Here is a 12,084-nt window from a genome sequence, read left to right on the forward strand (position 1 = left end):
CGGTCAGCGGATCGGCGGCGCGTACTGAAGACCGCCCTTGTTCCAGAGATTGTTGAGGCCGCGGTTGATGGCCAGCGGCGAGCCCGCGCCGACGTTGCGGTCGAACACCTCGCCGTAATTGCCGACCGTCTTCACGATCCGCACCACCCAATCCTTGGTCAGGCCGAGCTGTTCGCCGAAATTGCCGTCGCTGCCGACAACCCGCTTCATCTCCGGATTATCCAGCTTCGCCTTCTCGTCGACGTTCTTCGAGGTCATCCCGAGCTCCTCGGCGGTGATCATCGCGAACAGCGTCCACTTCACGATGTCGAACCACTGGTCGTCGCCGTGGCGCACCATCGGGCCGAGCGGCTCCTTGGAGATGATCTCGGGGAGCACCATGTGGTCGTTGGGACTGGCGAGCTTGAGGCGGTTGGCGTAGAGGCCCGACTGGTCCGTGGTGAAGACGTCGCAGCGTCCGGCTTCATAGGCCTTGACCGTTTCGTCGTTGGTGGCGAACGCGATCACCTCGTACTTCATGTTGTTCGCCTTGAAGTAGTCGGCGAGATTTTGCTCGGTGGTCGTGCCGGTCTGCACGCAGACCGAGGCGCTGTTGAGCTCGAGCGCCGAGTTCACCTTGAGCGACTTCTTCACCATGAAGCCCTGCCCGTCATAATAGGTCACGCCGGTAAAATTGGCGCCGAGCGAGGTGTCGCGCGAGATGGTCCAGGTGGTGTTGCGCGAGAGCACGTCGATCTCGCCGGACTGCAGCGCGGTGAAGCGGTCCTTGGCGGACAGCGGCACGAACTTGACCTTGGTCGGATCGTTGAAGATCGCGCCGGCGATGGCGCGGCAGACGTCGACGTCGATGCCGGTCCAGTTGCCCTTGTCGTCGGGCGAGGAGAAACCGGGCAGGCCCTGGCTGACGCCGCAGGACAGCATGCCCCGGTCCTTGACCGTCTTGAGCGTTTGCGCATCGGCGGCTTGGACGGAGAGACCGGCGGCGAGTGCAAGAGTGAGAGCCAGGGTTACGCGTTTCATGGGCTTTGGGCCTTTCAAAGTCGTCTCAAGGAACGTTGTCTCAGGATCATCCCTGCCGGGCCGGGCATATCAAGACCAGCCTTGCAAGAGTCATGCTGGAAAACCTTGCCGAACACTCGCCGATCCCGGGAGGCCATACCTTAATCCCCGCCGCAGGCGCCCGCCGCTATCGGCTGTGCGCAAGGTTCGGTCAGGCGATGGATCGAAGGTCGCGGCAGGCCCCTCAACATGCGGCGACTGAATAGCACCTGCGCATCACAGAACGACTGGCGTGCCGGGTCAAGGGGTTGACGGGACTCTTCTGTGTTCTGTTATTAACGACAGCGGCCTTTCGGCCGGCCCGTCGGGCGCCCAGCCCCGACCGGAAACGCGGTTTTGAAAGCAGACGCATGGATTCCTCGCACCCCCAAGAGCAGAAGGCCGAGACCCGGCTGGTCACCTCCGGCCGCGACACCAAGGCGCAGAAGGGGTTCGTCAATCCGCCGGTTTTCCACGGCTCGACCGTGCTCTATCCGACCGCCGAGGACCTGCACGCCCATCGCGGCGAGTTCACCTATGGCCGCCACGGTTCCCCCACCACCAAGGCGTTCCAGGAGACGCTGATGGCATTGGAGGGGCCGCAATGCGCCGGCGTCGGCATCGTGCCGTCGGGATTGTCGGCGATCTCCACCACGCTGCTCGCGCTGCTGAAGGCCGGCGACCACATTCTGGTCGTCGACAACGTCTACCGCCCCTCGCGCAACTTCTGCAACGGCATGCTCGCCCGCTACGGCGTCGAGACCACGTACTTTGACCCGCAAATCGGTGCCGGCATCGACAAGCTGTTCAAGCCGAACACCCGCGCGGTGCTGGTGGAGGCGCCGGGCTCGCAATCGTTCGAGATGCCGGACATCCGCGCCATCGCCGAGGTCGCGCATGCGAAGGGCGCGCTCGTCATCGACGACAACACCTGGGCAACGCCGCTCTATCACCGCTCGCTCGAACAGGGCGTCGACGTCAGCATGCAGGCCGCCACCAAATATATCGGCGGCCATTCCGACATCATGTTCGGCACGATCTCGGCCAACGCCAAGGCCTGGCCGATCGTTGCCGAAGGCATCCGCCTGCTCGGCGTCTGCGCCGGTCCCGACGACGTGTTCCTCGCGCTGCGCGGCCTGCGCACGCTGTCGGTCCGGCTGGCGCAGCATCATCGCTCCGGTCTCGACATGGCGCGCTGGCTCGCTGCCAGGCCCGAGGTCGCACGGGTGCTGCATCCGGGCCTGGAGACCGATCCCGGTCACGCCATCTGGAAGCGCGACTTCACCGGCGCATCCGGCCTGTTCAGCATCGTGCTGAAGCCGGCGCCGCAGCAGGCCGTCGACGCCATGCTCAACACGCTCAAGCTGTTCGGCATGGGTTTTTCCTGGGGCGGCTTCGAGAGCCTTGCGATTCCCTTCGATTGCGATGCCTATCGCACCGCGACCAAATGGGCGCCCGGCGGGCCAACTCTGCGCCTGCACATCGGGCTCGAGAGCACCGACGATCTCAAGGCCGATCTCGATCGCGGCTTTGCTGCCCTCAAAGCGGCAATGTGAGCCTGCCCCCAGGGCAGTGCGCCTGCTGACGCGCCAGGCGCGACGCGGCCGACGCGCAACGTGCGCCGCGCGCGGACGCACGACGTGCGGGAACGTGCAGTGTCGTAAACGTTAACGCCGACGCGCCAACAAATGATTTGATCCACTGCCGTTTGGCGCTAGCCTCACCAATCGACTCCAATCCGGACACGGAGAATGGGAACGTTGGTTCTGCTCGACCTCATGGGCGGCGTGGCGCTGTTGCTGTGGGGGCTGCACATGGTCCACAGCGGGATTCTGCGCGCCTTTGGTCCGGACCTCAGGCGCCTGCTGGGCAAGGCGCTGGGCAACCGCGTCAACGCCTTTGCCGCCGGCCTCGGGCTCACCGCCCTGCTCCAGAGCAGCACGGCGACCGCGTTGATCACGAGCTCGTTCGCGGCCGAAGGCCTTGTCAGCCTCGCCGCCGCGCTCGCCATCATGTTGGGCGCCAATGTCGGCACGACGCTGATCGTGCAGGTGCTGTCGTTCAACATCGCAGCAATTGCGCCGGTCCTGTTCGTGCTCGGCCTCGTCGCGTTCCGCTCCGGCCCGCGTTCGCGGATCAAGGACATCGGCCGCGTCTGCATCGGCCTCGGCCTGATGCTGCTCTCGCTGCACATCCTGCTCGACACGCTGGCGCCGGCCGAGAACGCGCCCGGAGTCCGCGTCGTGATGTCGGCCATCACAGGCGATCCCATCCTGTGCATCGTCATCGCCGCCCTCGTCACCTGGGCGGTGCATTCGAGCGTCGCCAGCGTGCTCCTGATCATGTCGCTGGCCTATTCGCAGTTCATCACGCCCTACGCGGCGCTGGCGCTCGTGCTCGGGGCCAATCTCGGCAGCGCCATCAATCCCGTGTTCGAGGGCGCCAGGCGTGACAATCCTGCGAGCTATCGCCTGCCGGTCGGCAATCTCGTCAACCGCGTGATCGGCATTGCGCTGGTCCTGCCCTTCCTGGGCGGGATCGCCGAGCACATGCACGCCTGGCAACCGGATCTCGCCAAGATGACGGCGGCCTTCCACATCGCCTTCAATGTCGGCACGGCAATCGTCTTCATCGGCCTGCTCGACGCCATGTCGCGCCTGCTCACCCGCCTGTTGCCGGATCGCGTGCAGGAGGCCGACCCGGCCCGGCCTCGCTATCTCGACGAGACCGCGCTGGAGACGCCGTCGCTGGCGCTCGCCGATGCCGCGCGCGAGACGTTGCGCATGGGCGATCTCGTCGAGGTCATGCTGCGCAAGGTGATGGCCGCGATGATGACGGGCGACCGTGCGCTGGTCGACCAGGTCTCCAAGATGGACAATCTCGTCGACGGTCTCGACGAGGCCATCAAGCTCTACGTGACCAAGCTCATGCGGGGCAGCCTCGACGAGAGCGAAGGACGGCGCGCGATGGAGATCATCTCCTTCGCCATCAACCTCGAACACATCGGCGACATCATCGACAAGAGCCTGAGCGAGCTCGCCACAAAGAAGATCAAGCGGCGCTTCCAGTTCTCGGCGGAAGGGGCAGACGAGCTCGCCGCCTTCCACAAGCGCACGATGGACTCGCTGCGGATCGCGTTCGGCGTCTTCATGTCGGGCGACGCCAACGAGGCGCGCAAGCTGCTGGTGGAGAAAACCGCGCTGCGCAACACCGAGCTTGCCGCGGTCGAGCGGCATCTCGATCGCCTGCGCGAGGGCCGCCCCGAAACCATCGAAACGACGTCACTGCATCTCGACGTGCTGCGCGACCTCAGGCGCATCCACTCGCATATCTGCGCAGTCGCCTACCCTGTGCTGGACGCGGCCGGCGAGCCCTATCGCAGGACCGAGGCGGAGACGGCCGCCCTGTCCGCCTCAGGCGCGGCGTCGGCGCTGCCGCGCTAGGCGGCCGGGCACCGACTGAAGTCGGCACGACACGATGCCCGACGATCAGGCTGGTTGGGCGCGTTGGCGCACCTGCGTCATGGCGACGCCTGAGATCGCGAGCAGCCCGCCGGCGATGAGCTTTGGGCTTATGCGTTCGTCGAGGAAGATGACGCTGGAAGTCAATGCGAACACCGGCAGCAGCAGACCGAAGGGCGCGACGCGCGCCATCGAGCATCGAGCGATCAGCCAGAACCAAAGGCCAAACCCGACAATTCCGCCGATGAAGATCGTGTAGGCGAGCGCCAGCCAGCCACGTTCGTCTGCCGTAACGAGGCTCGCCATTTGCCCGGATTCGAGCAGGAACGACATCAGCATGACCTGCGGCACCGTGAACAGCGACGACCAGCCCATCAACATCAGGGGATCGAAGGGGCCATACCGCTTCGTCAAGATGTTGGACACCGCAAATGCGAAAGCTGCCCCGACCACAAGCAGCAGCGGAAGCGCGTTTGCCGACACGCCAGGCCCCGCCGCCAGCACGACCACACCGATGAAGGCAAGCACCACGCCTGCGGACGTCGTTAGAGACGGCCTCTCCGCGAGTAGCGGCCAGGCCAACAAGACGGTGAAAGGTGGGGCGAGTTGATATGCAACGGCTGACATGCTTCCCGAGCCGAGCCCGAGACCAACGTAGAACAGGCCGAAGTTCAATCCACCAAGGAAAAGCGAAATGGCTGCGACAGGTCCGAGCTGCCGCCGCGTCGGCCTTTCGACGAACGGAACGAGCAGCAGCGCGATTGCCAGGAAGCGAAGTGCGAGGAAGAAGAGCGGCGGAAACTCCGTCACGCCCACTTTGATGACCACGAATTGATAACCCCAGAGCAAGGGAACCACCACCGCGCAGACAATCTGGAGAGCGGACATGGCATCGCTCTTTTCAAGACCATTCGGTCCAGATATTGGCCTGCGAACAGCGGAAAGGTCCATGGTTTGTCTACCTGATGAAGCGGTCGAGAAGAGCGTCGACGGTGGCTTGCGAAATGATCCGTGTCGGTGCCGTCTTGCCGACCACCCGCAGCCCTTCGACGAAACAGACGATAATTCGGGCGGCGCTCGAAGGCTCGACACCATCGGCGAGTTGGCCCGCTGCCTTCGCACGGGAAAACGCATCGGCCACCCGAGCCTCCATGGCTTTGAAGAAATTCCCGATGCGACGATCGACCTCAGTGTCGCGGCCAGCCAGTTCCATGGCTGTGGCGACCAGCAGGCAACCGCGCCGACCATTGGCACCGCTGTTGCGGTCGACGTAGCCGGCAAGATAGGCCCTCAGGCCGTCGACCGGCTCTCTGGCGTGGTCGAGTTCGGTATCCATCCGCGTCAGGGCAATGGCGATGTAGCGATCGAGCGCTCGCAAGAACAACGAGTGCTTGTCACCAAAAGCGGCGTAAAGGCTGCCACGCGAGAGTTTCGTCGCACGAAGCAGGTCCGGCAGCGCCGTGGCGTGATAGCCGCGCGACCAGAATACATTCATCGCGCGTTCGACGGCGGCTTCCGTGTCGAAACTCCGGGGGCGGCCACGGGATAGTTGTACTGGGGCGGGGCGACGCATAGCTATATATGAACCAATCGGTCTTGAAATAGCAAGAGTCGATTGGGGTACATGTTCCACGGTTTTAGGAGAAGTCCCGGAGGCTGTGGTTTGGGTTCAGCGGTCCAGCGTCTTCGACGCCTTGCCGCGGTTCTTGATGATCAGCATGATGTTGCGGATATAGATCACCGTCGCCAGCGACTGTCCGAGGATGATGATCGGCTCGCGCTTCACTACGCCGTAGACCAGGGTCATCAGGCCGCCGCCCATCGAGCAGAACCAGAACGCCATCGGCACCACGCTGTTGCCGGCGCGCTCGCTCGCGATCCACTGCACCAGGAAGCGCGCGGTGAAGAACAGCTGCGCGACGAGGCCGAATGCCAGCCAGAAATCGAACTTGGCGACGAAGACGTCGTAGAGATAATTGCTCAGCGCCTGACCGTATTGGATGATCATGCGGTCACCTCAGTCACGTCTGGTGTCGGCTTCTTGCGGCGGATCAGCCACCATACGCCGGCGAGATCCATGATGCCGATCCAGAGCCGGTCGAAGAAACCATAATTCGACACGCCGGAATGGCGCGGCCGGTCGATCACGTCGACATAGGCGATGTCGTAGCCTTCGCGGCGGACCAGCGCCGGCAGGAAGCGATGCAGCCCGTCGAAATAGGGCATCATCAGGAAGACCTCGCGCCGGAACGCCTTCAATCCGCACCCGGTATCCCGCGTGCCGTCCTTCAGGATGGCGTTGCGGACGCCGTTGGCCACGCGCGACTGGAATTTCTTGAAGCCGGTATCCTTGCGTCCGACGCGCTGCCCCGCAGCGAGGCCGACGCGCCCTGCTCCCTTCTCGACCGCCGCAATGAGGTCGGGCAGGAAGGCCGGGTTGTTCTGGCCGTCGCCGTCGAGCGTCGCCACGATCACCCCGCGTGCCGCGCGCACCCCGCTGCGCACCGCCGCGGACTGGCCGCCCGATCTGGCATGGCGGAGCTGACGCAGATTGTCCCGCTGCGCCATCAGCGTCGAGATCCGTTCACCGGTCGCATCGGTCGAGCCGTCGTTGACGTAGATGATCTCGTAGTCCCAGCGGCCGTCGAGCGCCGCGCCGATCTCCGCGATCAGCGGCGCGATGTTGTCGGCTTCGTTGCGCACGGGAACGACGATGGAAACCGAAGGCTGGAAAACCGAAGGCTGGGACGTCGACAAGTGAGGCTCGTGGTTGGAATTGGCCGCCGCGGGAACCGGCGGTCCCGGCAGGCAGCCGCTTTTATGGGGCGGATGCCCCGTGGGCAACCCTTTTGAGGCGGCCCGAGACAGCCCCGGCAAGCGGCACGATGGTGCCGTCGGCGCGGATCGCAAAGCCCAGCCTTCGGGCCGCGAACCAGTAGCGGACTGCCATGGCGCCGACCGTGCCGACCAGGGCGCCGGCCACGACGTCGCTCGGGTGATGCGCGACCAGCACCAGCCGCGTCAGCAGGATCACGATTGCGTAAGTGAACATGAACACGCGCAGGCGCGGCCACAATGCCGATACCGCAAACGCCAGGGCGAACGCTGCCACGGCATGGCCCGACGGCAGACTGGCATAAGCCCCGGTTCCCTCGAACGGTACGAAGTTGAACGGATTGGGCTTGCCACCGACGAACGGACGTCCGCGACCGATGACATATTTCAAGATCTCGGCAACGAATGCCGATACGGCAATCGACAGAAACACGAACTGCAGCCGTGTGCCGAGCCCGAGCAGCAGCGCGCGGCGCGTTCCGTGAAGCCCTGCCGCGACGAACGCCAACACCACCAGCGCAGCCCCGAGCACCGAGAGCAGATACTCGTCCTTGCCGAAATCGGTCAGGATGCGGATCGGCCACAGGCTGGGCGTGCCGCGCGCCGGCATCAGCTGGATCTCGGTCTGGTCGAACGCGACCATCAGCACGATGACGAGGGCCGCGCCCGCCGCGCTGAGCCACAGCGAATGCCGCGCAAGTTTTCGCGCGGCCTCGGCGCGGCGTGAATGCGAGGGCGTGCGGACGAGCTGCGACAGCGCGCGTCTCGACACGGCGAGCAATTGCGCGGGGTAGCCCGGACGCGGCGCGGGGCTGGTCGTAACAGGCATCCTATTCGGTGCCTTCCGAGCGGAAGATCGAAATCGAGATCGCGCGGCCCTGCGAGAAATTGTAGCCGTCGATGCGGGTCCCGACCCTGTAGCGCAGCCCGATCGCCTCGGCGCGCTGCACGAAGCTGCGCTCCGAGCGCTGCTCGATCAGCGCAAAACGGCAGCTGCCTTGCCGCAGGAAATCCGCCGCGCCCGATCCGTCGGTGAGCACGGTCTGGGTGCCCGTCAGGAACACGAGGCTGGGCTCGTGATAGCCGGCCGCAGCCGCCTTCGGCCCGACGCAGGTGACGTTGCGGAGCGCGCGCGCGACCTCGATGCTCGGGAACAGCGGCGTCAGCGACGGCAACACGATGCCATACACGATCACCGCCAGCATCAGGGCCGCGACCAGCGCGTTGAGCAGCGAGCGCTCGGCGCGGTTGTTGTCGTAGAGCCACCAGGCGAACAGGCCGAAGATCAGCGACGCCGCGATGAACGGCCAGGCCACGAAGGCGGGCTGCCGCGTCAGGATCACCGCGCCGACCACCGCGATGATCGAGGTGGCCGCAGGGATCGCGAACCACCAGGCCGAACCGCGCATCAGCCAGGAGCGCGACAGCACGCGCCGCTCCACCGCACCGGCGGTGAGAATGGCGATCGCCGGATAGAGCGGCAGCACGTAATGCGGCAGCTTGGTCAGCACCGCCTCGAACACGATCCAGGACGGGATCAGCCAGGCCAGCAGAAACTGCGCGCCGGGCTCACGCCGCGCCCGCCACACCGCGGGCGCCGCCATCGCCGCGAGCGGTGCGCCGGGCCAGAACGTGATCCAGAACAGCGCCAGGTAAAGTCCGGGCGGCGCGCCATGGGATTCCTGGGCGCCCAACTTGCTCAGCATGTCGCCGCCGACGGAGTCCGCAAAGAAGGCCTCGCCCGCGCGCCAGAAGATCGCGACGAACCAGGGCAGCACCAGCACCAGCATCCACATCAGGCCCCAGACCGGGCGCAGCTTCCACAGCCAGGAGGCATCGCGGTCCTGGATCGCCAGCGCAACGATGGTCAGCCCGGCGAACATCAGGATCAGCGGGCCCTTGATCAGGATGCCGACCGCAAGCGCGGTCCAGAAGATCGCGGGCCAGCTCCAGGGCGGATGCGTCTCGTCCTCGGCGCGCTGCCACGACAGATAGGCCCGCGCCATCGCCCCCATTGCGGCGACCACGCAGAGCAGCAGCATCGCATCGGTCTTGGCGAGGCGCGCCTCGACCCCGAGCAGCACCGAGGCGCACATCATCAGCGCCGCCAGCACCGCGGCGCGCCGCGTGACGAAGCCGAGCGCGGCCCAATAGGTCATGAGCACGGCGCCGATGGCCCCGAACAGCGACGGCAGCCGGTAGACCCAGATCCGCAACTCGGCCTTCGGCAGCTTGAGCATCGAGGCGGCTTCCACCGTCGCCGATTGCAACCAGTAGATGCCGATCGGCTTCTTGTAGCGGACGTCCTCCTGGAAGCGGATATCGACATAGTCGCCGCTCTCGACCATCTGCTTGGTGGCCTGGGCGAACCGCGCCTCGTCGCGATCGATCGGTGGGATCGTGAAGAAGCCCGGCAGGAACAACAGCAGCGCGCATAGCAGCAGGAAGGCGACGGCGCGGGCATGGCTGGCCGTGACGACATCGAGCATGCGCACGAGCCCGCTGCCCGGATTTGCAGGCGATTTCGGTTCGCGGGGGGCACCAAAACGGGGGGCTGGGTAGGTCTCGGCCATTGGTTCCGCTTACGCTGAAACCGCCATCGCCACAACCGCTTAAGGCGGGCTCATTGAATTCGAATGACGACTGTGTCCGCGGCGCCCGTGGCATCGATCACGGTGAGCCGTGCAAAGCCCGGACCGGGCGGATCGATCAGGCGCTGGCGACGGCCGTCGATCTCGCCAAGCGCCGTGCCGTTAACCATGACGGTCATCGGCAGAACGCCGCCGGCGACCTTGACCGGCATCGCCGCGCTGTCCTGCCCGCCGGAGCGATCGACATCGATCCGCGAGCCGTTCAGCGGAAACTGGATGTGCAGGGCCTGCTCGCGGCCGGTCCGCACCAGCTCCCCGACGGGACGGAACCGCTTCAACGGCAACGGCAGTTTGGCATTGCTGGCAACCAGGGTTCCCCTGGGCGGCTTCGGCAGAGGGGCCAGCGTCCTGCCGCTGCGCGCGAACGCATCGAACAGGATCGGTGCGGCGGCGACGCGCCCGATCAGGCCCGGAACCGGCGCGCCGTCAGGCCGGCCGACCCAGACGCCGATGGTCATCCGGCCGTCGAACCCGACCGACCACGCATCGCGATAGCCGTAGGAGGTCCCGGTCTTGAAGGCGATGCGATTGTGAGCGGCATTCTCCGGCGGCGGCGTTCCCAGAAGCACGTTGCCGACCTGCCAGGCCGCGACCTGGTCCAGCAGCCGGAGCGGCTCGCGGTCGTCCTTGTCCGCCACAACCTCGCGCAGCGGCTTGGTGGTGCCGAGACGGGCGAAGCCCGCATAGAGCTGGGCCAGATCCTGCAGCGTCACGCCGACGCCGCCGAGACCCATGGCGAGCCCCGGCGCTTCGTCCTTGGGCAGAACCAGATTGCCGCCGGCCTGCCGCAGCCGCGAGGCGAGCCGGCTGGAGCCGACCCGGTCAAGCAGCACGATCGCAGGCACGTTCAAGGACAATTGCAGCGCCTTCCGCACCGGCACCGTGCCCTGGAAGGTCATGTCGAAATTTTCCGGCGCATAGGAGCCGAAGCGAACCGGACGATCGTCGATCAGGCTGTCCGGATGAATGAAGCCGTCCTCGAAGGCGAGCCCGTAGATGAAGGGTTTCAGCGTCGAGCCCGGCGAGCGGATCGCACGGGTCATGTCGACCTGCCCTGCCCGGCTCTCGTCGAAATAATCGGCCGAACCGACGCGGGCGAGCACGTCCCCGCTCTCGTTGTCGACCACGATGATGCCGACCGAGATGTTGGGTCCGAGCGCAATGGCGCGGTCGCGCGCCAGCTGCTCCAGCACCTTCTGCAGATTCGCATCGAGCGTGAGCTTGACGACCGAGGTGTCCTTGACCGTCGACAGCGCGGTGTCGGAAGCATGCGGCGCCAGGATCGGCATCGGCTTGCGCAGTCTTGGCACGGGCACGGCCTTGGCCTGCCGCGCGTCCTCTGCGCTGACCACGTGCTCCTCGACCATGCGGTCGAGCACGCGGTCGCGCGCCTTGCGCGCGGCCTCGGGATGGCGGTCGAGCCGGCGCGTCTCCGGCGATTGCGGCAGCGCCACCAGCAGCGCGGCTTCCGCTAGCGACAGCCGCTTCGGCTCCTTGCCGAGATAACCGATCGAGGCGGCGCGGATGCCTTCGAGATTGCCGCCATACGGCGCCAGCGCCAGATAGAGGTCGAGGATCTGCTCCTTGCTCAGGGTTCGCTCGATCTCGATCGCGCGCACCATCTGCCGCAGCTTGGCATAGAGCGAGCGCTGCCGCCGCGGCTCCATCAGCCGGGCCAGTTGCATGCTGATCGTCGAGCCGCCCGAGACGATCTGGCCGCGCGTTGCGAGCTGGAGCGCAGCGCGCCCGAGCGCCAATGGATCGACGCCGTCATGGGCGTAAAAGCGCTGGTCTTCGTAGGCGAGCAGCAGTTTCAGGTAGGTCGGATCGACATTCGCTTTCGCGTCAACCGGCAGACGCCAGCGCCCGTCAGCCATGGCGTAGGCGCGCAGCAGCTTGCCGTTGCGGTCCACGATCGTGGTGGAGACTTGCCGCGCTTCGTTGAGCGGCAACGGGCCGAGAGAGTAGACCCAACCGACGAAGCCGATGATGGCGAGTATGAGGGTGAAGGCGGCGGCGGAGAGGATACGGAGGCGCCCACCCCTTGCTCCGTCATGGCCGGGCTTGACCCGGCCATCCACGCCGCCACCCACGGCCCG

The 12,084-nt window shown here is 65.9% G+C and carries 10 protein-coding genes; 2 read left to right on the forward strand and 8 right to left on the reverse strand.

Annotated features, from left to right (window positions below):
* Nucleotides 1–3 precede the first annotated feature (3 nt).
* A complete protein-coding gene (locus K410_RS0120045) occupies nt 4–1,020 on the reverse strand; it encodes an amino acid ABC transporter substrate-binding protein (RefSeq protein WP_028136534.1) in 1,017 nt (338 codons plus the stop codon).
* Between the two features lie 389 nt (nt 1,021–1,409).
* Here K410_RS0120045 and metC point away from each other — a divergent pair, with 389 nt between their 5' ends.
* Entirely contained in the window at nt 1,410–2,594 is a 1,185-nt protein-coding gene (gene metC, locus K410_RS0120050; protein ID WP_028136535.1) for a cystathionine beta-lyase, read from the forward strand.
* Between the two features lie 195 nt (nt 2,595–2,789).
* Nucleotides 2,790–4,481 (forward strand): Na/Pi cotransporter family protein, encoded by a 1,692-nt coding sequence (locus tag K410_RS0120055; RefSeq protein WP_028136536.1) that lies wholly within the window; start codon nt 2,790–2,792, stop codon nt 4,479–4,481.
* Between the two features lie 45 nt (nt 4,482–4,526).
* On the opposite strand, the gene K410_RS0120060 is transcribed toward K410_RS0120055, so the two are convergent.
* From K410_RS0120060 to pbpC, 7 genes are all read right to left on the reverse strand, one after another.
* Nucleotides 4,527–5,387: a DMT family transporter gene (locus K410_RS0120060; protein WP_028136537.1), complete on the reverse strand. Its 861-nt coding sequence runs from the start codon at nt 5,385–5,387 to the stop codon at nt 4,527–4,529.
* 70 nt (nt 5,388–5,457) lie between these two features.
* Nucleotides 5,458–5,994 (reverse strand): TetR/AcrR family transcriptional regulator, encoded by a 537-nt coding sequence (locus K410_RS0120065; RefSeq protein WP_245269414.1) that lies wholly within the window; start codon nt 5,992–5,994, stop codon nt 5,458–5,460.
* Nucleotides 5,995–6,168: 174 nt separating this feature from the next.
* Nucleotides 6,169–6,507: a lipid-A-disaccharide synthase N-terminal domain-containing protein gene (locus K410_RS0120070; protein WP_028136539.1), complete on the reverse strand. Its 339-nt coding sequence runs from the start codon at nt 6,505–6,507 to the stop codon at nt 6,169–6,171.
* Nucleotides 6,504–7,256 (reverse strand): glycosyltransferase family 2 protein, encoded by a 753-nt coding sequence (locus K410_RS0120075; RefSeq protein WP_028136540.1) that lies wholly within the window; start codon nt 7,254–7,256, stop codon nt 6,504–6,506. The genes K410_RS0120070 and K410_RS0120075 overlap by 4 nt, the downstream gene beginning before the upstream one ends.
* Before the next feature lie 61 nt (nt 7,257–7,317).
* On the reverse strand, nt 7,318–8,163 hold the full coding sequence (locus K410_RS0120080; protein WP_028136541.1) for a phosphatase PAP2 family protein: 846 nt from the start codon (nt 8,161–8,163) through the stop codon (nt 7,318–7,320).
* Between the two features lies 1 nt (nt 8,164).
* On the reverse strand, nt 8,165–9,907 hold the full coding sequence (locus K410_RS0120085) for an ArnT family glycosyltransferase (RefSeq protein ID WP_028136542.1): 1,743 nt from the start codon (nt 9,905–9,907) through the stop codon (nt 8,165–8,167).
* Between the two features lie 50 nt (nt 9,908–9,957).
* Complete coding sequence (gene pbpC, locus K410_RS0120090; RefSeq protein ID WP_049820281.1) at nt 9,958–12,066, reverse strand: penicillin-binding protein 1C; 2,109 nt, start codon at nt 12,064–12,066, stop codon at nt 9,958–9,960.
* Between the last annotated feature and the right edge of the window lie 18 nt (nt 12,067–12,084).

Source organism: Bradyrhizobium sp. 22, from assembly GCF_000482425.1.
GTDB lineage: Bacteria > Pseudomonadota > Alphaproteobacteria > Rhizobiales > Xanthobacteraceae > Bradyrhizobium > Bradyrhizobium japonicum_B.

Excerpts from the sequence above, each read along its gene's own strand:
- K410_RS0120080 (WP_028136541.1), bottom strand. The coding sequence starts at position 8,163 with ATGCCTGTTACGACCAGCCCCGCGCCGCGTCCGGGCTACCCCGCGCAA.
- K410_RS0120085 (WP_028136542.1), bottom strand. The coding sequence starts at position 9,907 with ATGGCCGAGACCTACCCAGCCCCCCGTTTTGGTGCCCCCCGCGAACCG.
- metC (WP_028136535.1), top strand. The coding sequence starts at position 1,410 with ATGGATTCCTCGCACCCCCAAGAGCAGAAGGCCGAGACCCGGCTGGTC.
- K410_RS0120070 (WP_028136539.1), bottom strand. The coding sequence starts at position 6,507 with ATGATCATCCAATACGGTCAGGCGCTGAGCAATTATCTCTACGACGTC.
- K410_RS0120045 (WP_028136534.1), bottom strand. The coding sequence starts at position 1,020 with ATGAAACGCGTAACCCTGGCTCTCACTCTTGCACTCGCCGCCGGTCTC.
- K410_RS0120055 (WP_028136536.1), top strand. The coding sequence starts at position 2,790 with ATGGGAACGTTGGTTCTGCTCGACCTCATGGGCGGCGTGGCGCTGTTG.
- K410_RS0120060 (WP_028136537.1), bottom strand. The coding sequence starts at position 5,387 with ATGTCCGCTCTCCAGATTGTCTGCGCGGTGGTGGTTCCCTTGCTCTGG.
- K410_RS0120065 (WP_245269414.1), bottom strand. The coding sequence starts at position 5,994 with ATGAATGTATTCTGGTCGCGCGGCTATCACGCCACGGCGCTGCCGGAC.